Source organism: Pseudomonas sp. SIMBA_068, from assembly GCF_046534705.1.
Lineage (GTDB): Bacteria > Pseudomonadota > Gammaproteobacteria > Pseudomonadales > Pseudomonadaceae > Aquipseudomonas > Aquipseudomonas putida.
On record NZ_JAWRYI010000012.1, the window covers coordinates 138,878 to 164,853 of the forward strand.

Annotated in this window: 22 protein-coding genes; 8 read left to right on the forward strand and 14 right to left on the reverse strand. The window is 62.5% G+C overall.

Going from position 1 to position 25,976, the window contains the following annotated elements; translation table 11 throughout:
* Positions 1–3,315 (forward strand): DEAD/DEAH box helicase, encoded by a 3,315-nt coding sequence (locus tag SB756_RS24350; RefSeq protein WP_341798049.1) that lies wholly within the window; start codon positions 1–3, stop codon positions 3,313–3,315.
* A gap of 64 nt (positions 3,316–3,379) precedes the next feature.
* Here the strand turns inward: SB756_RS24350 and nagZ are convergent, their stop codons facing one another.
* From nagZ to SB756_RS24365, 3 genes are read right to left on the reverse strand one after another with little or no spacing between them, the layout of a single operon-like run.
* Positions 3,380–4,378 carry a beta-N-acetylhexosaminidase gene (gene nagZ, locus SB756_RS24355; protein ID WP_172439606.1) on the reverse strand — a complete coding sequence of 333 codons (999 nt, stop codon included), beginning with the start codon at positions 4,376–4,378 and terminating at the stop codon, positions 3,380–3,382.
* A gap of 22 nt (positions 4,379–4,400) precedes the next feature.
* On the reverse strand, positions 4,401–4,925 hold the full coding sequence (locus tag SB756_RS24360; protein WP_341798048.1) for a L,D-transpeptidase: 525 nt from the start codon (positions 4,923–4,925) through the stop codon (positions 4,401–4,403).
* Positions 4,926–4,965: 40 nt separating this feature from the next.
* Positions 4,966–5,673: a TetR/AcrR family transcriptional regulator gene (locus SB756_RS24365; protein ID WP_410912239.1), complete on the reverse strand. Its 708-nt coding sequence runs from the start codon at positions 5,671–5,673 to the stop codon at positions 4,966–4,968.
* A gap of 216 nt (positions 5,674–5,889) precedes the next feature.
* Between SB756_RS24365 and lexA the strand changes: the two genes are divergently transcribed.
* Both lexA and sulA read left to right on the forward strand, forming a co-directional pair.
* On the forward strand, positions 5,890–6,498 hold the full coding sequence (gene lexA / locus SB756_RS24370; protein WP_016500740.1) for a transcriptional repressor LexA: 609 nt from the start codon (positions 5,890–5,892) through the stop codon (positions 6,496–6,498).
* 13 nt (positions 6,499–6,511) lie between these two features.
* Positions 6,512–6,988 (forward strand): SOS-induced cell division inhibitor SulA, encoded by a 477-nt coding sequence (gene sulA / locus SB756_RS24375; protein WP_410912241.1) that lies wholly within the window; start codon positions 6,512–6,514, stop codon positions 6,986–6,988.
* 50 nt (positions 6,989–7,038) lie between these two features.
* Here the strand turns inward: sulA and SB756_RS24380 are convergent, their stop codons facing one another.
* From SB756_RS24380 to SB756_RS24410, 7 genes are all read right to left on the reverse strand, one after another.
* Positions 7,039–7,272, reverse strand: a complete 234-nt coding sequence (locus SB756_RS24380; protein ID WP_004376430.1) for a hypothetical protein — start codon at positions 7,270–7,272, stop codon at positions 7,039–7,041.
* 50 nt (positions 7,273–7,322) lie between these two features.
* Positions 7,323–7,838 carry a DUF6586 family protein gene (locus tag SB756_RS24385; protein WP_341798047.1) on the reverse strand — a complete coding sequence of 172 codons (516 nt, stop codon included), beginning with the start codon at positions 7,836–7,838 and terminating at the stop codon, positions 7,323–7,325.
* A 172-nt stretch (positions 7,839–8,010) separates the two neighbouring features.
* Positions 8,011–10,620, reverse strand: coding sequence for a type I DNA topoisomerase (gene topA, locus SB756_RS24390; protein WP_016500743.1), 2,610 nt, complete (start codon positions 10,618–10,620; stop codon positions 8,011–8,013).
* 100 nt (positions 10,621–10,720) lie between these two features.
* Positions 10,721–10,972 carry a DUF1653 domain-containing protein gene (locus SB756_RS24395; RefSeq protein ID WP_016485639.1) on the reverse strand — a complete coding sequence of 84 codons (252 nt, stop codon included), beginning with the start codon at positions 10,970–10,972 and terminating at the stop codon, positions 10,721–10,723.
* A gap of 76 nt (positions 10,973–11,048) precedes the next feature.
* On the reverse strand, positions 11,049–12,224 hold the full coding sequence (gene fadA / locus SB756_RS24400; RefSeq protein ID WP_016500745.1) for an acetyl-CoA C-acyltransferase FadA: 1,176 nt from the start codon (positions 12,222–12,224) through the stop codon (positions 11,049–11,051).
* Between the two features lie 31 nt (positions 12,225–12,255).
* A complete protein-coding gene (gene fadB / locus SB756_RS24405; protein WP_410912245.1) occupies positions 12,256–14,403 on the reverse strand; it encodes a fatty acid oxidation complex subunit alpha FadB in 2,148 nt (715 codons plus the stop codon).
* 621 nt (positions 14,404–15,024) lie between these two features.
* Entirely contained in the window at positions 15,025–15,462 is a 438-nt protein-coding gene (locus tag SB756_RS24410) for a hypothetical protein (protein WP_016500747.1), read from the reverse strand.
* A 110-nt stretch (positions 15,463–15,572) separates the two neighbouring features.
* Here SB756_RS24410 and SB756_RS24415 point away from each other — a divergent pair, with 110 nt between their 5' ends.
* On the forward strand, positions 15,573–16,013 hold the full coding sequence (locus tag SB756_RS24415; protein ID WP_016500748.1) for a universal stress protein: 441 nt from the start codon (positions 15,573–15,575) through the stop codon (positions 16,011–16,013).
* Between the two features lie 125 nt (positions 16,014–16,138).
* Here SB756_RS24415 and SB756_RS24420 read toward each other — a convergent pair whose 3' ends face one another.
* Positions 16,139–18,067, reverse strand: coding sequence for an ATP-binding cassette domain-containing protein (locus tag SB756_RS24420; protein ID WP_410912247.1), 1,929 nt, complete (start codon positions 18,065–18,067; stop codon positions 16,139–16,141).
* 221 nt (positions 18,068–18,288) lie between these two features.
* Here SB756_RS24420 and SB756_RS24425 point away from each other — a divergent pair, with 221 nt between their 5' ends.
* Positions 18,289–20,214 (forward strand): transglycosylase SLT domain-containing protein, encoded by a 1,926-nt coding sequence (locus SB756_RS24425; RefSeq protein WP_341798046.1) that lies wholly within the window; start codon positions 18,289–18,291, stop codon positions 20,212–20,214.
* 47 nt (positions 20,215–20,261) lie between these two features.
* Here SB756_RS24425 and SB756_RS24430 read toward each other — a convergent pair whose 3' ends face one another.
* Entirely contained in the window at positions 20,262–21,065 is an 804-nt protein-coding gene (locus tag SB756_RS24430) for an MOSC domain-containing protein (protein WP_410912249.1), read from the reverse strand.
* Between the two features lie 55 nt (positions 21,066–21,120).
* Entirely contained in the window at positions 21,121–22,056 is a 936-nt protein-coding gene (locus SB756_RS24435) for a chemotaxis protein CheV (protein WP_341798044.1), read from the reverse strand.
* A 350-nt stretch (positions 22,057–22,406) separates the two neighbouring features.
* On the opposite strand from SB756_RS24435, the gene SB756_RS24440 reads away from it, so the two are divergent.
* The 3 genes from SB756_RS24440 to SB756_RS24450 all read left to right on the forward strand — a co-directional run bounded on the left by SB756_RS24440 (position 22,407) and on the right by SB756_RS24450 (position 24,827).
* Positions 22,407–22,916: a histidine kinase gene (locus SB756_RS24440; RefSeq protein ID WP_341798043.1), complete on the forward strand. Its 510-nt coding sequence runs from the start codon at positions 22,407–22,409 to the stop codon at positions 22,914–22,916.
* Positions 22,917–23,281: 365 nt separating this feature from the next.
* The gene (locus tag SB756_RS24445; protein WP_341798042.1) at positions 23,282–24,178 is read left to right on the forward strand and encodes a sensor histidine kinase; all 897 of its coding nucleotides are present in this window, start codon (positions 23,282–23,284) and stop codon (positions 24,176–24,178) included.
* Complete coding sequence (locus tag SB756_RS24450; protein WP_341798041.1) at positions 24,168–24,827, forward strand: response regulator transcription factor; 660 nt, start codon at positions 24,168–24,170, stop codon at positions 24,825–24,827. The genes SB756_RS24445 and SB756_RS24450 overlap by 11 nt, the downstream gene beginning before the upstream one ends.
* Here SB756_RS24450 and yegS read toward each other — a convergent pair.
* Entirely contained in the window at positions 24,811–25,698 is an 888-nt protein-coding gene (gene yegS, locus SB756_RS24455; RefSeq protein WP_341798040.1) for a lipid kinase YegS, read from the reverse strand. The genes SB756_RS24450 and yegS overlap by 17 nt on opposite strands.
* Between the last annotated feature and the right edge of the window lie 278 nt (positions 25,699–25,976).

Genomic DNA, 25,976 nt, shown 5'->3' on the forward strand with positions numbered 1-25,976 from the left:
GTGAGCGATGGCGATGCGCAGCAGCTACTAAGGGCCTATCCGGGCTGGGTCGACTTCATCGAGGCCGGCACGCTGGCACGAGGCCGCAGCTATGCTGCGCAAGCGCGGGCACGCATCCTGTCGCAGGATGACGCAACGATCGAGGCCATCTGCCAGGGTTCGGCAGGCGAGACCTACCAGCAGATAATCCGCCTGGTCGTCAACTATGGGGACCTGCGGGTATTTGGGAAATGCAGCTGCCCAGTCGGGCTCAACTGCAAACACTGCGTTGCGGCGCTGCTGCAATTGCAGGACAGCCCCGACGCCACAGCCCCCCATGAACAATCCGCCCTGTCGCTGCCACCGGACCTCAACCTATGGGTGGAAGCCCTTGAGTCCCCCTCGCAACCAACGCCTCAAGGGCCAGCGCGCAAAGGCCCGGCAATCTATTACCGAATCCAGGTGGATCACGGGCTCTGGCGGCTTGAGCCAATCAAAGGTACCCGCCAGGCAGACGACACCCTGAAGATCGGCCGCATCACATCGATGCCCGAAATGCTCTACTACACGCCTCGCTACGTCACAGAAGACGATGCGCGGCTGTTGCGCCTGATCGATTCCCGCCGCGAAACGATGGCGTCCACGGTGCAACTGGAGGGCAAACCGGGCGGTGAGCTCTACAGCTATGCCCTGGCCACGGGCCGCCTGCTGTTTGAAGACGACTTGGCGCCACTGGCCCCGGGGCCGGAGCTACACGCCGAGTTCCGCTGGGTCAGGCTGGACAATGGCAGCTACCGTGGCGCCTGGTACCACAATGGTCACGAGCAGTTGCAGGCGGTGCCCATCGAGCCCATGCACTATGTTGACCGGCAGCAGCATCTGACCGGCATGCTGCGCCACGACCTCGACCCCTTCATTGCCAGCCAGCTTGCACGCGCGCCCATCGTGCCCGAGCATCTGGTCATCCCCTTGAGTCATCGATTGAACGCCTTGAACCGTCACGTCCCCACCCCCACTGCCGTGAGCACCGAGCACATCGAAGACATCACGCCAAGAGGGCGATTGACGTTGGGCAGCCTCGAATTCAGCGCCTATATGCCCAAGACCGGGCGTATGCAGCGGCAAATGCAACACCGTGCCGCACTGGCATTCGACTACGACGACCTGCGCGCCAGCGGCAATGACGAAAAGCCGTTGACCCGCCTGGTCGGCAATACCAGCCAGCGAATTCGCCGACAGCCGCAAGCCGAGCAGGCCCTGCGCAAGGCGTTACGTGACCTGGGCTTCAAACCCGCCACTCGCCAGAGCAAGGCCCTGCCCGACAGTGCCGGCGAAATGTTCCAACTGCCCGACGACGAAGCCTGGCTGCGCTTCGCCCGTGAGGGCCTACCACGCCTACGCCAAGCCGGCTGGAACATAGACGTCCACCGTGACTTCGCCTTCAACCTGCAGGAGGTGGACGACTGGTACGCCACCATCGACGAAGCGCCCGGCCATGAATGGTTCGACCTGGAGCTGGGCATCGTGGTCGACGGTCAGCGTCACAGCTTGCTGCCAATCGTGCTGCAACTGCTGCGCAGCAGCCCGGAGCTGCTGCGCCCCAACGAACTGGCCCGGCGCAGTGACGATGAACACCTGCTGATCGACCTCAACCGCGGCCGCCTGGATGCCCCGGCGTTGCGCGTCGCCCTGCCCTACGGCCGCATCAAGGCCGTGATGGGCACCCTGGGCAAGCTGTACCTGCACGAAGACACAGCGGGCCCGGCGCTACGCATGGAACGCGCCGACGCCGCGCGCCTCAACGAAATCGAAGGGTTGCCCCTGCTCTGGGAGGGTGGCGAGCACGTTCGCGATCTGGGCCGCCGCCTGCGCGATGCCCGCGACCTGCAAGTGGAACCACCCGCCGGGCTGCAGGCCAGCTTGCGCCCTTATCAGCAGCAGGGCCTGAACTGGCTACAGGCACTGCGCGATATGGGCACCGGCGGCATCCTCGGTGACGACATGGGCCTGGGCAAGACCCTGCAGGCCCTGGCGCACCTGCTGCTGGAGAAAGAGTCCGGGCGCCTGGGCACACCGGCCCTGGCGGTCATGCCCACCAGCCTGATACCCAACTGGCTGGACGAAGCCCAGCGCTTTGCCCCCGACCTGCGCGTGCTGGCACTGCATGGGCCGGGTCGCAGCAAGCATTTTGCCAAGCTGCATGAATACGACCTGGTCCTGACCACCTATGCCCTGGTGCCACGCGACCTCGAACACCTGCGCGCCCAGGCCTGGCACGTGCTGGTATTGGACGAGGCGCAGAACATCAAGAGCAGCACCAGCAAGGCCGCCCTCGCCGTCTGCGAGCTACAGGCCGGCCAGCGCCTGTGCCTGACCGGCACGCCGATGGAAAACAACCTGGGCGAGCTGTGGTCGATCTTCCACTTCCTGATGCCCGGCTGGCTGGGCGATGTCAAACGCTTCAACCAGGACTACCGCACCCCGATCGAACGCCATGGCGACGCTGAGCGGCTGGGCCATCTGGTCACGCGCATCCGCCCGTTCCTGCTGCGCCGCACCAAGGAGCAGGTGGCCACCGAGTTGCCGGCCAAGACCGAGATGGTGCACTGGGTCGAGCTCAGCGACGCCCAGCGCGATACCTACGAGGCGGTGCGGGTGGCCATGGACAAGAAAGTCCGCGACGAAATCGCCCGCAATGGCGCGGCACGCAGCCAGATCGTCATCCTCGACGCGCTGCTCAAACTGCGCCAGGTGTGCTGCGACCTGCGGCTGGTCAAGGGCGTGGAAAGCAAAGGCAACCAGGCCGACAAGGGCAAGCTGGGCGCACTGCTGGAAATGCTCGAAGAGCTGTTAAGCGAAGGGCGCCGGGTGCTGCTGTTCTCGCAGTTCACCTCGATGCTGGCGCTGATCCAGCAGGAGCTGGAAAAGCGCAGTATCCGCTACAGCCTGCTGACCGGCGATACCCGGGACCGTCGCACGCCTGTGCAGCAGTTCCAGCAGGGTGATAGCGAAGTGTTCCTGATCAGCCTCAAGGCCGGTGGCGTGGGCTTGAACCTGACGGCCGCGGACACGGTGATCCACTTCGACCCCTGGTGGAACCCGGCCAGCGAAAACCAGGCCACCGACCGCGCCTACCGCATTGGCCAGGACAAGCCGGTGTTCGTATTCAAGCTCATTACCCGGGGTACGGTTGAAGAGAAGATCCAGTTGCTGCAGCAGGAAAAAGCGGCGCTGGCAGCCAGCTTGCTGGATGGCGGGCAGGCTGGGCAATGGCGCATGGGCGATGAAGAAATCGAGGCACTGTTTGCGCCCTTGCCAGGCAAGCGCGGGCGGTAATTCAGCATGTTGTACTGCCTGTACTGGCCTCTTCGCGGGTAAACCCGCGAAGAGGCCTGCGCAGTCAATCGACCAGCTGAGCTTCCTTCAACGCCCCCAACGCCTCCAGCCAGCGCGGCTGTTGGCGATAGTCGGTCCGCGCAAACCCTTGCCCGCGCATCCGCGCAATCCGCGGCGATGGCTTGACCTTCATGCGCTGCGCAGCACTCAGTGCCAGCTCTGCTGCCGCCCGGTCATTGCACACCAGGCCCATGTCACAGCCGGCGCTCAACGCCGCCTCGATACGGCTGGCCGCATCACCCACCACATGCGCACCGGCCATCGACAGATCATCACTGAAGATCACCCCGTCAAAGCCCAGCTCGCCGCGCAGGATGTCCTGCAGCCAACGCCGGGAGAAACCGGCTGGCTGGTTGTCGACCTGCGGGTAGATGACATGCGCCGGCATCACCGCCGCCAATTGCCCGCTCAGGCGCGAGAATGGCACCAGGTCGACCTGGCGCAATTGTTCAAGGCTGCGCTCATCGGTGGGAATGGCCACATGCGAGTCAGCCTCGGCCCAGCCATGCCCCGGGAAGTGTTTGCCACAGGCAGCCATGCCCGCCGCATTCATACCGCGAATGAACGCCCCGGCCAGTTGCGTGGCACGCAGCGGGTCACCCTCGAAGGCACGGCTGCCGACCACGGCGCTACGCTGGTGGTCCAGGTCGAGCACCGGGGCAAAGCTGAGGTCCAGGCCAACCGCCAGCACCTCGGTCGCCATCAGCCAACCGCACTGCTCCGCCAGATATTCGGCGTTGTCATTATCGGCCAGCGCACGCATGGCCGGCAGGCGCACGAAACCCTGACGCAGGCGCTGCACGCGACCACCTTCCTGGTCCACCGCCAGAATCAGGTCGGGGCGGATGGCACGGATCGACGCGCACAGCTCACGCACCTGACGTGGGCTGTCGATGTTGCGGGCAAAGATGATCAGGCCGGCCACTTCGGGTTGGCGCAGCAAGTGACGGTCTTCGGCGGTCAGCCATTTACCGGCGATATCCACCATCAGGGAGCCTTGCAGGCTGGCGGTCATAGGTAATCCTTCATTGCAGAACGAGAGAAGCCCAATCAGGGCATGCGGCCTCTGCGACCTGCACCGGGCAATGCACCCCGATACGGTCGAACAGGCCAAGCAAGTCAGTGTTGCGCAGGCGTATGCAGCCATGGGACAGCGCTACGCCCATGGGTTCCGTATCCGGGGTGCCGTGCAGGTAGATAAAGCGGCGGAAGGTGTCGACCGCGCCCAGGCGATTGACGCCAGGTTCGCAGCCGCTTAGCCAGAGGATGCGAGTCAGGATCCAGTCGCGGCCGGGGTATTGCGCGTGCAACGCCGGCGACCACACCTCACCCGTCCAGCGCCGCCCGACCAGCACCGCATTAAGTGGCAGGCCCGCGCCGATCTTCGCCCGCACCTGGTGCAAGCCACGCGGCGTGCAGCCCGAGCCATTGCGCTCGCCGGCACCGTTGCGCGCCGTGGAAACCGGCAGGCGCACGCGCAGCTGGTCACGGCCAAAGCCATACAGGCATTGGTCGGCGAGGGAAATGTGCAGCAGGTCGAGATCGGGCATGGGCGCTAGCTTAGCCGAAGCGCCCTGCCCCGCCCAGCCTTCAGGCCTTGGCGGTGATCGCGGTAGTCTTGCTGCGTGGCCGCAGCTGCGCCGTGGCCATGGCCTCGTCGGTGACGCCGCTGTCGGCACGCATGCCTGCGGCCAGGAACGGTACCATCAGGCGCATCACCTGCTCGATCGAGGTGTTGATGCCAAAGTCGGTCTCGGCAATTGCCCGCAGGGCCTTTATACCGGACATGCTGAAGGCGGCGGCACCAAGCATGAAGTGCACGCGCCAGAACAGTTCCAGTGGCGGAATACGAGGCGCGGCCTCGTTGACCAGCAGCATGTAGCGGCGGAACACTTTGCCGTACATGTCTTCCAGGTAACGCCGCAGGTGGCCCTGGCTCTGGCTGAAGGCCAGGCCCAGCAGGCGCATGAAGATCGACAGGTCGTTATTGCTGCGAGGCTGCACGGCCAACGCCTGCTCCACCAGCATTTCCAGCAGTTCTTCGAGGCTGGGCTTGTGCTCCGGCTTCGCCTGGCGCCGCTCCAGCTCGCGCTCGAGGCTGGCGCAGAAGGGCCCGAGGAAGCGCGAGAACACGGCCTGGATAAGTGCCTTCTTGGAGCCGAAATGATAGTTGACCGCCGCCAGGTTGACCGCAGCCTTGCTGGTGATCAGCCGCAACGAGGTCTCGGCGAACCCCCTTTCCGCGAACAGCTGCTCGGCAGCATCGAGAATGCGTTCAACGGTTTCCGATTGGGCCATGACTACTCCGCGTGCTCCGCCAGACAAACAGGTGTTTGAAACATACGTTTCAGGCCTGCTTCTGTCAAGGCTCGGTGACCGGGCGGTCGCCATTTAAAAGCAGCCTGGCTGCGGGCTGCAAGCGCCACCGCTCAGGTTTATTGCGCCATTTGGCTTGCAGCGCATCCAGTACTGTATATAATCCCAGTCACTGTACAAAAAGACAGAGCGCTCACCATGTTGAAACTGACGCCACGCCAAGCCGAAATTCTCGCGTTCATCAAGCGCTGCCTGGAAGACAACGGCTTCCCGCCGACACGCGCCGAGATCGCTCAGGAGCTGGGCTTCAAGTCGCCCAACGCTGCCGAGGAGCACCTCAAGGCCCTCGCCCGCAAGGGCGCTATCGAGATGACCCCGGGCGCCTCGCGCGGCATCCGCATCCCGGGCCTGGATACCAAGGCAGAAGAAAGCGGCTTGCCGATCATCGGCAGGGTTGCTGCCGGTGCGCCAATTCTTGCCGAACAGCACATTGAGCAATCCTGCAATATCAACCCTGCCTTCTTCCACCCCCAGGCCGACTATTTGCTGCGCGTCCACGGCATGAGCATGAAGGACGTCGGCATCTTCGACGGCGACCTTCTGGCAGTTCACACCTGCCGCGAAGCCCGCAACGGTCAGATCGTCGTGGCCCGCATTGGTGACGAAGTGACCGTCAAGCGCTTCAAGCGTGAAGGCAGCAAGGTCTGGCTGCTTGCCGAAAACCCCGAATTCGCCCCCATCGAAGTTGACCTGAAAGATCAGGAACTGGTGATTGAGGGCTTGAGCGTCGGCGTCATTCGCCGCTGATCCAGGAGGCGTCATGCAGCAGTTCATTCACGCACCCGAGCAAGCCCAGTTGCCCCTGTTCGAAGCATTTCTCGCCCAGCCCGTACTACCGGGCCTGAAAGCCAGCGAACTGGCGCGCAAGAGCAACCAGCCCGAACTGTTCAGCGAATTGTCGCTGCGCGGCGCCCCCGGGCACTGCCAAAGCCTGCTGGCACCGGTACTGCGCGAGCTGAGCGAAGAGGACGAGGCCCGCTGGCTGACCCTGATCGCCCCGCCGTCGAGCCTGACCCAGGCCTGGCTGCGCGATGCCGGCCTCAACCGTGAACGCATCCTGCTGCTGCAACCTCGCGCTAACCAAACCCCGCTGCAACTGGCCTGCGAAGCCCTGCGCCTGGGCCTCAGCCACACCGTGGTCAGCTGGCTGGGCAACGTCAACGCCACTGCACGCCAGCAATTGCAGTGCGCTGCCAGTGTCGGAAACGCACAAAGCCTGAACATCCGCCTCGGCTGATGTTCAGGCTTTGCCTGTCATTTGAACAAACCTGATGCCCTGCTGCACCTTCAGTGCAGCACGCGCGGCCCTTCATCACGCTCAAGCTCGCCATCCATCAGGCGACCTGCCATCTGCACACCCACGCTGAGCATGGCCTTGGCCACTTCTACGTGCTGGCCCTGCAGGAACGCCTTGGCGTCTTCCGAGAAATCCAAGGTTACCAGGGAGCCCTCATCCTCGGCGCGACGCAGTTCGATGCGGCCATCAGGCAACTCGACAATTTCTAGAAAAGACGTAGACATAAATGGCAGTTCTCCGCGAAAGGCCAATATTGTACCAGCCGTAACGGCTATCAGCACTCACTCAACGCATCGCGGAAACGTCTCACCAGGCCCTTGAGGTTGTTGCGCCAGCTTTCCAGCTCGGCACGCGACAGCGCAGGATGCTCGGGCTCATCGAGATTGACGGCCTGGATCAATGGCTGGGTGACGTCGGTTTTTGGCGCTTTCCTGGCGACCGGTGGTCGGAACAAATCGGCATAAGCACTCAGCATCTGCGCCAGCCAGGTTTCGCGCTGGCGGGCCAATTCCAGCAACTCGGCCACTTCCGGTATGGCGATGCCATTGAGCGCATCGTCGGCCAGCGCCTGCTCGACCGTTGCGACAACCGGCAGTCGGTAGAAGACTCCGATTTCATGGCATAGGCCCAGCAGCGCGCCATACAGGTGAAACAGCGCCGACTCGCGCTCAGCCTGAACCATGCCTTGGGCGTTCATGGCCTGGCTTTGTTCAGCCTTGGCCATGGACTCGAGGGCGAGACCGGCGAAGAATAGTTTCTGGTTGGTGCGGGTGTAGGTTTCCTGGGCCATTTCTGTGCCCTCCCATCAGGCTGCAAGGCGAATACATGCATCATAAATGATTGGGGCCGCTTCGCGCCCCTTCGCAGCACAAGGCCGCCCCTACAAGAGAACGCGATTCCTTGCAGGAGCGGCCTTGTGCCGCGAAGGGGCGCGAAGCGGCCCCAATTAAAGTACTGAAAGATCAGCGCTTGTCTTCAACCTTCCAGGCATTGCCGTCGTAGAACGCCTTCCAGCCGGTCGGCTTGCCATCGACTTCGGACTGCACGTACTGCTCCTTGGTCTTGCGGCTGTAGCGGATTACCGTCGGGCGGCCATCCGGATCTTTCTGCGGCGCATCGCACAGGAAGTGGTACTTCGGATCGATTTCGTGCTTGTGCGGCACGATTTCCATCACCAGCGGCGCACGGGTTTCGCGGTTTTTCGGGAACTGGCTGGCGGCCAGGAACAACCCCGAAGCGCCGTCACGAAGCACGTAAGTGTCGTCGACCTTCTCGCACTTGAGCTCCGGCATGTCCACCTTGTCCATCTTCGGTGGTGCCGCCTCGCCGCTTTTGAGCAGCTTGCGGGTGTTCTTGCAGGTTGGATTGGTGCAGCCGAAGAACTTGCCAAAACGGCCGGTCTTCAACTGCATCTCGCTGCCACACTTGTCGCACTCCAGGCTCGGCCCTTCGTAACCCTTGATGCGGTAGCTGCCCTCTTCGATCTCGTAGCCCACGCAATCCGGGTTGTTACCGCAAATGTGCAGTTTGTGCTTCTCATCCAGCAGGTAGGCGTCCATCGCCGTGGCGCAGATCGGGCAACGGTGCTTGCCCAGCAGCACGCGGGATTCCGATTCACCCTCGTCGTCAGCGGCAATCTCGTCACCCGGCACCAGGTTGACGGTGGCCTTGCAGCGCTCTTTTGGCGGCAAGGTGTAACCCGAGCAACCCAGGAACACACCGGTGGACGCGGTGCGAATCATCATCGGCCGGCCACATTCCTTGCACGGAATGTTGGTCATGGTCGGCTGGTTGGCGCGCATCCCGCCTTCGCTGGACTCGGCAGTCTGCAGCTTCTTGCTGAAGTCGCCGTAGAACTCGTCGAGCACGTTCTTCCAGTCACGTTCGCCCTGGGCCACGTCGTCGAGGTTCTCCTCCATGTCGGCGGTAAAACCGTAGTCCATCAGGTTGGAGAAGCTTTCCGACAGGCGCTCGGTGACGATGTCGCCCATTTTCTCGGAATAGAAACGGCGGTTGTGCAACGTCACATAGCCACGGTCCTGGATGGTCGAGATGATCGCCGCATAGGTCGACGGGCGACCAATACCGCGCTTTTCCATTTCCTTGACCAGGCTGGCTTCAGTGAAGCGTGCCGGTGGCTTGGTGAAGTGCTGGCTCGGATCGATCTGAATCAGCTTCAGCGCTTCGCCCTGGACCATCTCTGGCAGCACGTCGTCTTCGCCCGGCTTGCTCTGCTGCGGCAACACACGGGTATAACCGTCGAACTTGAGGATACGGCCCTTGGCACGCAGTTCGAAGTCGCCAGCAGCCACGGTGACGCTGGTGGACAGGTACTGCGCCGGCGGCATCTGGCAGGCCAGGAACTGGCGCCAGATCAGCTCGTACAGGCGCTCGGCGTCGCGCTCCATGCCACTGAGCTTGGTCGGGTGGGTGTTCACATCGGAAGGACGAATCGCTTCGTGCGCCTCCTGGGCCCCTTCCTTGCTGCCGTATACCAGCGGCGCATCCGGCAGGTACTGTTTGCCGAACTCGCGCTCGATATAGTTGCGCGCCATGTCCAGGGCGTCGACCGACAGGTTGGTCGAGTCTGTACGCATGTAAGTGATGTAGCCGGCTTCATACAAGCGCTGGGCCATCATCATGGTCTTCTTCACCCCGAAGCCCAGGCGGTTACTGGCCGCCTGCTGCAGAGTGGAGGTAATGAACGGCGCCGATGGCTTGCTGCTGGTCGGGCGGTCTTCACGCTTGACCACGCTGTAGCTGGAAGCCTTGAGCTTCTCCAGCGCAGCCATGGCCTGGGCTTCGTTCAGCGGCTTGAAGGCCTCGCCCTTCTCGCGCGCCACCTCGAAACGCACCTTGGCGTTCTTGGCGGTACCGAGGTCGGCGTGGATCTCCCAATACTCTTCCGGGATGAATGCGCGGATTTCACGCTCGCGCTCCACCACCAGCTTCACCGCGACCGACTGCACACGGCCAGCGGACAGGCCGCGGGCAATCTTGGCCCACAGCAGCGGCGAAACCATGTAACCGACCACACGGTCGAGGAACCGCCGCGCCTGCTGGGCATTGACCCGGTCGATGTCCAGCTCGCCTGGCTGCGAGAAAGCCTCCTGGATGGCCTTCTTGGTAATTTCGTTGAACACCACGCGCTTGTAGCGGGTGTCGTCACCGCCGATGGCTTCGCGCAGGTGCCAGGCAATGGCTTCCCCCTCGCGGTCCAAGTCGGTTGCGAGATAGATGGTGTCGGCATCCTTCGCCAGGCGACGCAGCTCTTCGATCACCTTTTCCTTGCCAGGCAGGATCTCGTACTTGGCCTTCCAGCCGTGATCCGGGTCGACGCCCATGCGTGCCACCAGCTGGCGGCGGGCCTTTTCTTTCGGCGACAGCGCCGGAGCCTCCCCCGCGGCCTTGCCACGCTTGGCGGCTGGCTCTTTGCTTGCGCTGGCCGAACCGCTGGTGGGGAGGTCTCGGATATGGCCGATACTCGACTTCACCACGTACTGGTTGCCCAAATACTTGTTGATGGTCTTGGCCTTGGCCGGGGATTCCACAATGACCAGCGATTTGCCCATGGATCGGAGTATTCCTGAATCTGAAAATGAAAAACGCGTCAGGTACCAAACGCGGCACCGCTATATATAGTGGCAAAAGTGTGAGGTCAAGCTCGGGTGATCACTCGTGCGACTTGCCCAGCAACCCTGGCAGCCCTTCTTCGGCCTTGACCAAAGCAAAGCGTGGCACCTGCTCGCCGTCAACCTCGACAGACTCCTGGAACATCAAAAGGGGGCGCACCCAGAAGCTGTAATCACCATACAGGCATTGGTAGAACACCATCCACTCTTCGTTCTCGGAATGCCGCGCAACGCTGAAGACACGGTACTCAGGCCCTTTGTAATGCCGGTATACGCCTGGTTGTATCTGCATGTTGCCCACCCTCTTGAATTAATCCTGTAAAAACAAAACCGGGGCACAAGGCCCCGGTTGCTGTCCCGCAACGCGATCAGACGCGTTCAAAGACAGTGGTGATACCTTGACCGAGGCCGACGCACATGGTCGCCACCCCCAGGGTACCGCCATTCTGCTTCATGACGTTGAGCAGGGTGCCCGAAATGCGCGCCCCGGAGCAACCGAACGGGTGGCCCAAAGCAATGGCGCCGCCGTGCAGGTTAACCTTCTCATCCATCTTGTCGAGCACTTTCAAGTCTTTCAGCACTGGCAAGGCCTGTGCAGCAAAGGCTTCGTTGAGCTCGATGAAGTCGATATCGGCCATGGTCAGCCCGGCGCGCTTGAGGGCTTTTTGGGTCGACGGCACCGGGCCATAACCCATGATCGCCGGATCGACACCGGCCACCGCCATCGAACGGATCACCGCCAATGGCTGGATACCCAGGTCCATCGCACGCTGGCCGGACATGACGATCATGCACGAAGCGCCGTCGGTGATCTGCGACGAGGTACCGGCAGTGACGGTACCGCCTTTCGGGTTGAACGCGGGCTTGAGCGACGCCAGGCCTTCGAGGGTGGTTTCCGGGCGAATGGTTTCGTCGAAATCGAACACCTTCAGGAAGCCGTTCTCGTCATAGCCCTGCATCGGGATGATCTCGTCCTTGAACTTGCCTTCGACCGTGGCCTTGTGGGCCAACTGGTGCGAACGCACACCGAACAGGTCCTGCTGCTCACGGGTGATGCCGTGCATCTTGCCGAGCATTTCCGCAGTCAGGCCCATCATCCCGGAAGCCTTGGCAGCATGCAAGGACAGGTGCGGGTTGGGGTCGACGCCGTGCATCATGCTGACGTGGCCCATGTGCTCCACCCCGCCAATCACGAATACATCACCGTTACCGGTCATGATCGCCTGGGCAGCGGTGTGCAGTGCACTCATCGACGAGCCGCACAGGCGGCTGACGGTCTGCGCTGCAGAAGTGTGCGGGATCGGGGTCATCAGCGACGCCATGCGGGCGATGTTCCACCCCTGCTCCAGGGTCTGGTTGACGCAGCCCCAGATCACGTCCTCGACTTCCTTCGGGTCGACCTTGTCGTTACGCTCCAGCAGCTTGCTGATCAGGTGCGCCGACATGTCCTCGGCGCGGGTATTGCGGTGCATGCCACCCTTGGAGCGGCCCATTGGCGTGCGACCGAAGTCGACAATCACCACGTCTCTTGGATTAAGGCTCATATCAAATCTCTCGCTCTAGCTCGTTGACCGCTCAGTTGAAGAAGCGCTGGCCGTTCTTGGCCATTTCACGCAGCTTCGCAGTCGGGTGGTACAGCGGCCCCAGATCGGCGTACTGATCGGCCAGGGCGACGAATTCGGCCACACCGATCGAGTCGATGTAACGCAGCGCACCACCGCGGAAGGGAGGGAAACCAATGCCATACACCAGGCCCATGTCGGCTTCGGCAGCGGTTTCGACAATGCCGTCTTCCAGGCAGCGCACGGTCTCCAGGCACAGCGGGACCATCATCCAGTTGATGATGTCTTCGTCGGTGACTTCGCGCTGTTCGAACACGATTGGCTTGAGCACGTCCAGTACGGCGGCGTCGAAGACTTTCTTCGGCTTGCCGCGCTTGTCGGTTTCGTAGGCATAGAAGCCCTTGCCGTTCTTCTGGCCCAGGCGGTTCGCCTCGTACAGCGCGTCGACGGCCGAGCGGCGCTCGTCCTTCATGCGGTCCGGGAAGCCTTCGGCCATCACGTCACGCCCGTGGTGGCCGGTGTCGATGCCGACCACGTCCATCAGGTAGGCTGGGCCCATCGGCCAGCCGAATTTTTCCATGACCTTGTCGATGCGCACGAAGTCGACACCGGCACTGACCAGCTTGGCAAAGCCGCCAAAATACGGGAACAGCACGCGGTTGACCAAAAAGCCCGGGCAATCGTTGACCACGATCGGGTTCTTGCCCATTTTCTTGGCGTAGGCCACGGTGGTGGCGACCGCCACTTCACTGGACTTCTCGCCACGGATCACTTCCACCAGCGGCATCATGTGCACCGGGTTGAAGAAGTGCATGCCGACGAAGTTTTCCGGGCGCTTGAGCGCTTTTGCCAGCAGGTTGATGGAGATGGTCGAGGTGTTGGACGCAAGGATCGCATCCTCTTTCACCTGGCCTTCCACCTCGGCCAGCACGGCCTGCTTCACTTTCGGGTTCTCGACCACGGCTTCGACGACGATGTCGACATTGGCGAAATCGCCATAGGACAGGGTCGGGCGAATGGCGTTGAGCCCCTCGGCCATCTTGGCCGGGGTCAGGCGGCCCTTGTCGACGCGGTTGCCGAGCAGCTTGGAGGCTTCGTTCAGGCCCAGCTGAATGGCTTCCTCGCGGATATCCTTCATCAGGATCGGGGTGCCTTTGACCGCCGACTGGTAAGCGATGCCGCCACCCATGATGCCGGCACCGAGCACGGCGGCCTGCTTCACGTCATGGGCGATCTCGTCATGCGCCTTGGCCTTGCGCTTGAGTTCCTGGTCGTTCAGGAACAGGCCGATCAGGCTTTCGGCAACCGACGTCTTGGCCAGCTTGGCAAAGCCTGCTGCTTCGACTTCCAAGGCCTTGTCGCGGCCGAAGTTGGCGGCTTTCTGGATGGTCTTGATGGCTTCGACCGGGGCCGGGTAGTTCGGGCCGGCCTGGCCGGCAACGAAGCCCTTGGCGGTCTCGAAGGCCATCATCTGCTCGATGGCATTGAGCTTGAGCTTTTCCAGCTTGGGCTGGCGCTTGGCCTTGTAGTCCAGCTCGCCACTGATGGCGCGCTTGATCAGGTCCAGGGCACCGGCCTGCAGCAACTCAGGGGCGACCACGGCGTCGACGGCACCCACTTTCAGGGCGTCTTCGGCACGGTTTTCCTTGCCGGAGGCGATCCACTCGACAGCGTTGTCCGAACCGATCAGGCGCGGCAGGCGTACGGTGCCGCCAAAGCCGGGGTAGATGCCCAGCTTGACTTCTGGCAGGCCGATCTTGGCGCTGGTGGACATGACCCGGTAGTCGGCGGCCAGGCACATCTCCAGGCCGCCGCCCAGGGCGATGCCGTTGATGGCCGCAACGGTCGGCACTTCGAGGTCTTCGAAGGCGCTGAAGATGCGGTTGGCTTCCAGGTTGCCGGCGACCAGTTCGGCCTCGGGCAGCTTGAAGTTGTCGACGAACTCGGTGATGTCGGCGCCGACGATGAACACGTCCTTGCCACTGCTGACGATAACGCCCTTGACCGAGGCGTCGGCCTTGATGGCATCGACGGCCTGGCGAAGCTCGTTCAGGGTCAGGCGGTTGAACTTGTTGACGGACTCACCCTTGAGGTCGAACTTGAGCTCGACGATGCCACTTTCAAGAGCCTTAACCGTGATGGCTTTACCTTCGTAAATCATCAACTGATCTCCACGATATGGAAGCTGAACTGTACACGCCGATCGCTGCAGCAGAAGCAGGCCTAGCTGCCCTGCCCCAGGCACACCCGTCAGCGCGCTAGTCGGAAGTATGGCTTGGCGTCATGACATACAAACGCTCAATTCATACGCCCGTTTGATTTGGGTGTGCACACATTCTCCGAAAAGATCGGCGTTGTCAAATGCTCACGAGCACGGCGAAAACGCGACTTTCCAGTCACTTTGTATCGTCTGGGTACAAAACATGATGACAGTGATCGCCGACCATTCATGTCAGCGATTGACCACGGCCGATTGAATAACGCTGCGACTTTCGACTTGCGCGGCAACCCAAGGCGGCTACACTGCCACCTGCTTGAATGAATACCCGGCCTGCCTGGCCTTTTCTGCGCAGCAGAACGCAAAGCGGCGACTTGGCACCCCACCCCTTCAGGGTTCTGCCAAGCCGCCGCTTTGTCGTTTAAAGCCCTGAACGCCTACGCCGTACCTGTAGGAGCAGCCTTGTGCTGCGAAGCGGCCGGTATGCCTGATAGAGGTGTTCCGGGCGTATCGGCCTCTTCGCAGCACAAGGCTGCTCCTACAGGTACGAGGTGGCCCCGGGGTTCAAGCCAGGGTTTCGAGGACGTAGGCAACATCCTGCAACACAGCCGTATCGCCCCGTTCAGTCCAGTACAGGGCGATCATCCGCGCATCGGCTTCGACCTTGTAGACGCTCGCCGGCAAGCGCGCCAGAGGCTCAATGAAGCGTGGATCTTCGCAGGGCTCACGCCACTGGTTCCACCATACCCCCGGGCTGATCTGCCAGAAGCTGAAGCTGTCTTCGTGCCCCCGACGCCGTGCCCGATGGTACTGCGGGCAAGGGCTTGGCGGCTCCTTTTCGAGCCAGTGCGGCCATTGCTGCGGCGCCAGCTGCATACCCAGCCCCATTCGCCGTGCCTCCAGGCGCAGCTTCATCTGCTCGCTCTGCTTGCGCGAGCCGCGCAGCCAGGAAAGCGGGCTGAGAATCAGCGCAAGGATTGACACCACCAGCAATACCGTCATATCAGTAGTTCCCATAAAGCGTTGCAAATGAGCTGGTTAGCCATTTTTCACGGAAGACCCGCCCGAAAGCGACCATACTTCTTCTATCGCGATTGCCAGGAGTACCGCTCATGCAATATGAACATTTGTTGGTCGCCGTCGACCTGACCGAAGAATGCGACCCGGTGATCAAGCGTGCCATGAAGCTCGCCGAGCCCTCAGGCGCCAAGGTGTCCCTGGTTCACATCGTCGAGCCGATGGCCATGGCATTCGGCGGTGACGTGCCCATGGACCTGTCGCAGTTGCAACAGCAACAGTTCGACCAGGCCAAGGAGCGCATGGACCGCCTGTTCAACAAATACCCTGAGATCAACCGTGGCGACTCACACCTGACCTACGGCCAGCCGCGTCAGGAAATCCACCAACTGGCCAAGGACCAGAAGTGCGACCTGATCGTGGTCGGCAGCCATGGCCGCCATGGCCTGGCTTTGCTGCTGGGTTCCACGGCCAATGACGTGCTGCACGGTGCGCCGTGCGATGTACTGGCGGTGCGGTTGCAGAAGAAGGAATGACTTAACCTGCCCCGGCCCTATCGCCGGCAAGCCAGCTCCCACAGGGATACCACAAAGCTTGAAACCTGTGGTGTACCTGTGGGAGCTGGCTTGCCGGCGATAGGGCCAGCCCAGGCTGACGCCTATCAGCCTTCCAGCTCGGCCCAGCGCTCTACCAGCGCATCCAGCTCACCTTGGAGCTTCTCGATCTTGGCCAGCACTGCGGAAGTTTCAGTAATCGGCCGCTGGTAGAAGCCAGCCGCATTCACTTCTTCCTGAGCCTCAGCCATGCGCTGCTCAACCTGGTCGATCTGCCCTGGCAGCATCTCCAGCTCACGCTGCAGCTTGTAGCTGAGCTTCTTCTTCGAAGCTTCTTCCGCCACCGGCGCAGCAACTGGCGCGGGCTTGTCCTCGACTTTCTCCACCACTGCGCTGTTGAGCGCCGACTTGCCGCCTTTGCTCTCGGTCACGCCCAGCAGCTTCGGTGAGCCACCCTGGCGAATCCAGTCCTCGTAGCCGCCGACGTACTCACGCACCTTGCCCTCGCCTTCGAACACCAGGGTACTGGTGACGACGTTGTCGAGGAAGGCCCGGTCGTGGCTGACCATCAGCACGGTGCCGTTGTAGTTGGACAGCACTTCTTCGAGCAGTTCGAGGGTTTCAACGTCCAGGTCGTTGGTCGGTTCGTCGAGCACCAGCAGGTTGGCCGGCTTGCTGAACAGCTTGGCCAGCAACAGGCGCGCACGCTCGCCACCCGACAATGCCTTGACCGGCGTGCGGGCACGCTGCGGGCTGAACAGGAAGTCGCCCAGGTAGCTCAGCACGTGGCGGTTCTGGCCGTCGATCTCGATGAAGTCACGGCCTTCGGCCAGGTTGTCGATCACGGTCTTTTCCAGCTCGAGCTGGTGGCGCATCTGGTCGAAGTAGGCGACTTCCAGCTTGGTGCCGCTCTCGACCTTGCCCGACGTGGGTTCCAGGCCGCCGAGCATCAGCTTGAGCAAGGTGGTCTTGCCGGTGCCGTTGGCGCCCAGCAGGCCGATACGGTCCTGGCGCTGCAGGACCATGGAAAAGTCCTTGACCAGCATTGGCCCGCCGGCGTGATGGAAGCTGACGTTTTCCAGCACCATCACCTGCTTGCCGGATTTTTCTGCCGACTCGATCTGGATGTTGGCCTTGCCCTGGCGTTCGCGGCGCTCACCACGCTCCACGCGCAAGGCTTTCAGCGCACGCACGCGGCCTTCGTTACGGGTGCGGCGGGCCTTGATGCCTTGGCGGATCCACACTTCTTCCTGGGCCAGGCGCTTGTCGAACAGCGCGTTGGCGGTTTCTTCGGCGGCCAGTGCGGCCTCTTTGTGCACCAGGAAGCTGGCGTAGTCACCGTTCCAGTCGATCAGGCCGCCACGGTCCAGTTCAAGGATGCGGGTGGCCAGGTTCTGCAGGAAGGACCGGTCGTGGGTGATGAACAGGACCGCGCCGTTAAAGCTGCGCAGGGCCTCTTCGAGCCAGGCAATGGCACCGATGTCCAGGTGGTTGGTAGGCTCGTCGAGCAGCAGCAGGTCGGGCTCGGACACCAGCGCCTGGGCCAGCAGCACACGGCGGCGCCAGCCACCGGACAGCTCGGCCAGGGTCTTGTCGGCCGGCAACTGCAGGCGGCTGAGGGTGCTTTCCACCACTTGCTGCAGGCGCCAGCCATCCCGGGCTTCCAGCTCGTGCTGGACGTGCATGAGCTTTTCCAGGTCTTCGTCGTTCTGGATATTCATGCTCAGGTGATGGAACTGTGCCAGCAACTCACCGACGCCATCCAGGCCTGCGGCCACCACATCGAAGACCGTGCGATCGTCGGCCACCGGCAGTTCCTGCGGCAGCTCGCCGATCTTCAGGCCCGGGGCACGCCAGACTTCACCGTCGTCGCCCTTCTGCTCGCCCTTGACCAGGCGCAGCATGCTGGATTTGCCAGTACCGTTGCGGCCGATGATGCACACCCGCTCACCACGAGCGATCTGCCAGGACACTTTGTCCAGCAGCGGCATGGCGCCGAATGCGAGGGACACATCGCTGAATTTGAGCAGGGTCATGTTGGTCTCCATAAATCGGGCGCGCATTCTACCTGACTTGGCCCTCGACGGCATCCGCTTGGCCACCCGACGAGCGCTTTGCGACATCTGGTCGAAGTTAATATCCCGATACAAGCACAGTGCTTTCACCCGCCGCCGGCAAACAGCTAAGCTAAGGCAATTGCTTCCAACAGTGCTGGCTCCGCCGTCACTTCCCCATGGTTCTACTGCCCGGACGTATCATGCGCAGCCGCCTGTTACACATTGCATCATGCCTGCTGCTCACCGCTGCCACCTGCGCAGCGCAGGCCTCCGACCTCACCCAGCAACGCCAGTACTACGACGAGGCCAAGCGTGCGCTGGCCAAAGGCGACAAAGGCCCGTACTTGCGCTATGCGCAAGCCCTGAGCGACTACCCGCTGACACCTTACCTGGCCTACGACGAGCTTACCGCCCGCCTCAAAAGCGCCAGCAACCAGGAGATCGAAGGCTTTCTCGCCAAGCATGGCGACCTGCCCCAGGCCAACTGGATGAAACTGCGCTGGCTACGCTGGCTGGCCGAACGCGGCGAATGGGACACCTTCGTCAAATACTACGACCCCAAGCTCAATTTCACCGAACTGGACTGCCTCAACGGCCAGTATCAGCTCAGCCATGGCCTGCGCGCCGAGGGCTATGCCACAGCTGACAAATTGTGGAACGTCGGGAAGTCGCAACCTGCCGCCTGCGACACGCTGTTCGGCATGTGGGCGGCCGAAGGCCAGTTGACCGAGGCCAAGCGCTGGGAACGCACCAAGCTGGCGGCCCAGGCGCGCAACTACGCTTTGGCCAACAACCTGGTCAAGACCCTGACCACCCTCGGCCCTCAGGGGCGCCTTCTGGTCGACGTGGCGCAAAAGCCAGAGCTGCTCAACCAGCCATCGCGCTTTACCCCGGTCAACGAAGCCATGTCCGATGTCGTCAGCCTCGGCCTGCGCCGCCTGGCCCGGCAGGATCCGGAGCGGGCCATGGCACTGCTCGACGATTATGCCCAGCGCATGCACTTCTCTCGCAACGAGAAGGTGGCCATCGCCCGCGAAATCGGCCTGACCCTGGCTCGCCGCTACGACCCGCGCGCGCTCGACCTGATGACCCGCTACGACCCCGAACTGCGCGACAACACCGTCAGCGAATGGCGCCTGCGCCTGCTGCTGCGCCTGGGCCGCTGGGAAGACGCCTACGAGCTGACCAAGCGCCTGCCCCAGGACCTGGCCAGCAGCAGCCGTTGGAAATACTGGCAGGCACGCAGCCTGGAGCTGGCCCAGCCGAACAACCCGCAGATCCCGCTGCTGTACAAGACCGTGGCACGTGAGCGCGACTTCTATGGCTTCCTCGCTGCCGACCGGGCACAGACGCCATACCAGCTGAACAACAAGCCGCTGCTGCTAAGCCCGCAACTGGTCAAGAAGGTGCGCAACACGCCCGGCATCCAGCGTGCACTGGAATTCCACGCCCGTGGCCAGATCGTCGAGGGCCGCCGCGAGTGGTACCACGTCAGCCGCCATTTCACCCGCGACGAGATGGTTGCCCAGGCACGCCTGGGCTACGACCTGCGCTGGTACTTCCCGGCCATCCGCACCATCAGCCAGGCGCAATACTGGGACGACCTGGACATCCGCTTCCCGATGGCCCACCGCGACACCCTGGTGCGCGAAGCCAAGGTCCGCGGCCTGCATTCGAGCTGGGTATTCGCCATCACCCGCCAGGAAAGTGCATTCATGGAGGATGCGCGCTCGCCGGTGGGTGCCAGCGGCCTGATGCAGCTGATGCCGGCCACGGCCAAAGAGACCGCGCGCAAGTTCAGCATCCCGCTGGCATCACCGGCGCAGGTGCTGAACCCGGACAAGAACATCCAGCTGGGCGCGGCCTACCTGAGCCAGGTGCACAGCCAGTTCAACGGCAACCGGGTGCTGGCCTCGGCGGCCTACAACGCCGGGCCCGGCCGCGTGCGGCAGTGGCTGAAAGGCGCCAAGCACCTGAGCTTCGATGTGTGGGTTGAATCGATCCCGTTCGACGAAACACGCCAGTATGTACAGAACGTGCTGTCTTATTCGGTGATCTACGGGCAGAAGCTGAATTCGCCGCAGCCGCTGGTGGATTGGCATGAGCGGTATTTCGATGACATGTAAGGCCAGCTGAACCTGAACCGGCGATAGGGCCGGTTCAGGCAGCACATTCACTTCAGAACTTCCACCTGCATTCCTGGTTCAAGCCACCCACTGCCATCCACCGCCAGGTTCTGCCCGAACAGCACATCCCCCTCCTTCTCGCGGAAGGTCTTGAGGGTTGCCATCGGCTCGCGGTCGGCACTGCGCTCCCCGGTGGCCGGGTCGATGGTCGTGAAGATGCACCGCACACTGGGCTTTAGCACGCGAAATTCAAGGCTGCCAATGCGAATCCGCTTCCAGCCATCCTCGGCAAACGGTTCTGCCCCTTGCACCACCAGGTTCGGTCGAAAGCGCAGCATTTCCATGGGCCGGCCAATACGCCGGTTAAGCTCGTCGAGCGAGCCCTGCCCAATCAGCAGCAAGGGAAAGCCGTCGGGAAACGCCGCCCGGTCACTGTTGTAGCCATAGCCATTGGGCAGGTAACGCGCGCGCTGCTCCGGGCAGTGCACCAGCCGTACGGCCTTGCCTAGCAACGCGCTCAACCAGGCCGCTGCTGCGTCGCCAGCGTCGGGCACGCGCAGGGTGTCGCGCCAGATCGTCACGCCACGCAGGCCGTCATCGCCTGCAGGTACAGGCACCCGCAACGGCACAAGCCCGGGCGCCTGCAGCAGTAACTGGCCGTTGTCGTCATCACGCGCGTCGATCTGGCCAAGTTGTGGCCAGGCCCGTTGGGTCAGGAAGCGTCCAGTTTCTTCCTCGACCACCATCCAGCGCCGGTCACCCTGCAACCCCAACAGCCCCACCCGTGATGCCTGCAAGCTTTGCGCCTGGCCCGACTTCACCGGGTATCGATACAACTCACTGAGAAACATCCCTGCCGCCTCGCGTCATGCCAAAAGCCAAGCTTATACCTGGCTGGCCCGGCGATCACGCAGTGGCAGTATCCAGCAGCAGGCGTTGCTTGACCACATCGACCAGGCGATCAGGCTGGAACTTGGACAGGAAGTTGTCGCAACCCACCTTCTTCACCATGGATTCATTGAAGCTGCCCGACAGCGAGGTGTGCAGCACGACGTAGAGCTGGCGCAAACGGGCATCGCTGCGAATCTCGGTGGTCAGCCGGTAGCCGTCCATTTCCGGCATTTCGGCGTCAGTGAACACCATCAGCAGCTTTTCGCACACATCCTCGCCCGCATCGGCCCAGCCCTTGAGCATGCGCAGCGCCTTCAGGCCGTCACTGGCCACGTGCAGCTTCACCCCCAACTGGGACAGGGTGTCACGCAATTGCGCCAGAGCCACACTGGAGTCGTCCACCAGCAGCACCTCGCGCCCGCGGGCACGGGCCAGCACCGGGTCGGCGAGCTTCTCACCGGAGACCCGGGCGTTGTACGGCACAATCTCAGCCAGCACCTTCTCCACGTCGATCACCTCCACCAGCTTTTCATCCACCTTGGTGATGGCGGTCAGGTAATGCTGGCGACCCGCGCTGGCAGGCGGCGGCATGATCGACTCCCAGTTCATGTTGACGATACGGTCGACACCACCCACCAGGAAGGCCTGCACCGACCGGTTGTACTCGGTGACGATGATGGTGCTGTCCGGCCCCGGCTGCAGCGGGCGCATGCCGATCGCCTGGGACAGGTCGATCACTGGCAGGGTCTGGCCGCGCAGGTTGACCACCCCGCAGACGAAGGCGTGGCGCTGGGGCATCAGGGTCAACTTAGGCAGTTGCAGCACTTCCTGCACCTTGAACACGTTGATCGCGAACAACTGGCGGCCGGCCAGGCGAAACATCAGAATTTCCAGGCGGTTCTCACCCACCAGTTGCGTGCGTTGGTCTACTGTGTCGAGAATGCCAGCCATTGGAAAACCCCCAGGCTTGAGTCAAAAAAGTGTAAGCATCCACCCTGTATCGGCGGCTTCACGCGCACCTTGACCCTTGCGGGAAAATGCCGTGAAGGCAATTGATATCACTTTACCATCATGCTTTACTGCGGGCATTACACGGCAAATCAGCAGCGCGACAAAAGTTCCCCACCTGAGCTCGATATCAGGGAAACCCCTACCTGCAATCGGGTGCAACCTGATGTTCGCGATATCCTTTAGCCATTAATGTGACGCCATTCTCAATGCATGAATGGAGTCAGGCTTTTGCTAGCTATCGTTTCGGCGTGCCCGCCCCCTGCGCCTGCCCTACGCGCGGGGACCTGATCATGGACACTGCCTTATCGTTCGATGACGCCCTGCAGGGTTATCTGCTGGATGCCCAGGTCTTGCTGACCCAGGCCCAGGAGTGTCTGCAGCATCTGGAACTGATCGACAATGATCCAGATGCCTGCCGCTGCCTGGACAACACCCTCGAGAGCCTTGCCAGGCAGGCTACACGCTTGGGCCTGCGTGAAGTCGCCCATTACACCAATGCCCTGCATCAGTTGCTTGCCCCCGCCTGTCACCGCGGCTGCCTGCAACGTGAAGCCCTGCCCGCGCTAGGGGCCTGCCTTACCTTGCTGGCCTGGCAACTGGAACTGGTCGATACCCGTACCGGGCGGCTGAACCTGGACATCGGCGAGCAACTGGTGCTGCTCAGCGACCTGGCCAAGGTCGTGAAGCAACCGTTTGCGCAAGCCTGTACCTCCTGCGACGAGCACGGCAGCGTGTGCATCCACCCGCACGCTCCAGTGGCACGCGGCACAGGCACAGGCCGGTGGAACCCACCGTATTAACCTGACACGAAGTGCAACTAAGCACGTTCGTTCATGCCCCACAAAGATCGAACTAGGGAAGTTAGCCAAGTTTTCGGGGGCCAAGATGAATCTCTAACGCGCTAGTTGCACTACAAGTACGTAATGCGCGATCAATGGGTGGCACTTTGCCACTCGCCAGTGCCCGACCCGCAGGCGTTTCAAGGCATTACCCCGCCGCGACCGATACAGTGCGAAGTGGTAATATGCGCCCCCATAAACGCTTGCAACCTGAATAAAGGTTGAACGATCACGTGCTCAAAAAAATATCGAAAGTACTGCGCCAAAGCCTCTGAGCAGCATTGTGCAAGGCCTCCATCAGCAATACTTCAGTGGCTTCCCTACCTATGCTTCCACGCTTGAAGACTTCTTTGCGTTGCTGCTCCCGCGTTGCCCTGCTGCGTTGGGTGACGGCCGCGTTATGCGTGGCCTCGCTGGTCGCCAACCTGATGCTGTACCTGGCCAACCAGGCAGCCCCGGCCAGCCTGCTGGTGCTGCAACTGGTCGCTACGCTGGGCACCGTCGTCTACCTGGGCCTGAGCGCCAAGTCGATCAGCCTGCGCCCGGCAGAACTGGCCGAGCGCATGCTCAAGGTCCAGGAAGACGAGCGCCAGCACTTGGGCCGGGAACTGCACGACGACATCGGCCAGCTGCTCACTGCCGCCAAGCTGCAGCTGCAGTGGCTGCAAAGGCGCATGCCCGACGAGCTGCAAGGCCACTGCAACACCCTGCGCAGCACGCTGGATGACACCTTGGACAACGTACGCGACGTGTCCGCCCTGCTCAACCCTCGGCAATTGGCCAGCCTGGGCCTGGAAGCCAGCCTGCGCGCGCACCTGGTGCGCACCCTGGCCAGCAGCAGCGTGCACTGGAGCCTGGCGTGCAACCAGCGCCTGGGCGGCATCGACGAAGCTGTGGCCATGGCGGTGTTTCGCATTACCCAGGAGGCCGTGACCAACATGCTGCGCCACGCCCAGGCAGATAACCTGATCATCCAGCTGCAGCGCACCCCTGAGGGGCTGGCGTTGTCGATCCACGACGATGGCCGTGGTTTCGTCCCGGCACGGCACCCGGCCGACGCAGGCCAGCGCGGCCTGGCTGGCATGCAGGAGCGGGTCACCGCCTTGCAGGGTAGCCTCGACATCACCAGCCAGCTCGGCTTGGGTACGCGTATCGAGGCGGTGTTCCCGTGGCCTGCGCGTACCCAGCAACGCGCCGGGAGCAAGGCCACCCATGACCTGTAGACTGCTGCTGGTTGACGACCACTCGCTGATCCGCGCCGGTGTGCGCGCACTGGTCTGCGACATCCCCGGCTATGACGTGATCGGTGAAGCCGACGACGGCAGCCAACTGCTCGAACAGGTGCGCGCGCTGGCGCCCGACATCGTCTTGCTGGACATCTCCATGCGGTCGACCAGCGGCCTGGACGCCCTCACCCAACTGCGGGCAAGCGCAAGTACATGCAAGGTGCTGATCCTGTCGATGCACACCGACCCTGACCTGATCATGCGGGCCCTGGAAAGCGGCGCCCACGGCTACCTGCTCAAGGACACCAGCGCCACCGAGCTGGAGCAGGCCCTGAGCGCAGTGCGCAACGGCGAGCGCTACCTCAGCCCGGCCATTGCCCACACCGTCATCAACCAGGCCCTACGGCACACCAAGCAGGGCAACCAAGCGACTGGCGAACGGCATAACCTCACTGCGCGACAACTGGAAATCCTGCGCCTGATCGTGCGCGGCAAGTCCACCCGGGAAATCGCCGCGGGCCTGGGCCTGTCGATCAAGACCGTGGAAACCCACCGCTCGCAAATCATGAAGCGCCTGCAGATTCATGATGTGGCCGGCCTGGTGCTGTTCGCTGTACGCGAGAAAATCATCAGCCTGGATGACTAAGCAGCGGCGACCCGGCCGGCAGGTGCAGGTGTAACGCGCCAGGCTTGGCCTGAAAGCGCAGGTTGCCGGCCTGCAACGGCTCGCCATCGAGGTTGATGTCCAGGCCCTGCGCGCTCTTGATCTCGACCCAGGGCAACCTGGCGCGGACGAAAAGCCCGTCACCGGCCAACAGGTCGCGCAGTGCCCCGACTACCTCTTGCGGCGCTGGCAGGATGGCGATGTCGAGCAAGCCGTCATTCACCACCGCCTCAGGGCACAGCACTTGCCCGCCGCCCGCCTGGCGACCATTGCCGATACCCAGCGCCAGCAGGCTCCCTTGCCACTGGAAGTCAGGCCCTTGCAGTTCCACCGAGGCTGCCTGCAGCTCGCTGAAGCGCGACAACCCGGTAAACAGGTAGGCCGCAGCACCCAGCACCTTCTTCAGGTCTTCGGAGGTGTTGGCGGTGACCTGGCTACCAAACCCGCCCGTGGCCATGTTGAGGAACAACTGGTCGCCGGCCTGGCCCAGGTCGATAGCCTGCGCCGGTGTATTCAGCAGCGCCAGTGCCTCTGCAGGCTCCAGGGGTATGCCGGCGGCTTTGGCGAAATCGTTGGCCGTGCCCAGCGGCAACAGCGCCAGGCTGGCCTCGGCATCTGCCAGGCCCATGGCCTCGGCCACATCCCGTAAAGTGCCGTCGCCACCGCCTGCGACGATATGGCTGTAGCCCGCCGCGAGCGCCTCGCCGACCAGGCGCTGCGCGTCACCCGCCTCCCAGGTGACACGCACATCCAGCACCCAGCCGGTATCGCGCAGGTCGCAAACGGCGCTGCGCAGCGCTTCATTCATCGCCTGCTTGCCATGGAGGATCAGCATTGCCTTGCGCCTTTGCATCGCGCTTCTCCGTGAAGTTGACCGACCCAGATCTCGACCATGCCCGCTCACCGATCGTTGCATGCCCACAAAAAAATACCGAAGCCAGCGTGGTCTTTTTCCCACACCCGACAATGCGCGCTATGCTCAGAAAATGAACTTTTGACAAGTTTTTGACCTAGGCAAACACAGCTACCTGGGAAGTCAGCCTTTTGACTTCTGTTTGCCGGGCTCGAAACCCTAGCCATGGACGCGCCCCGGCAGTGGTGTTCAGCACACTGCCGATGGGCGCGTCTTTT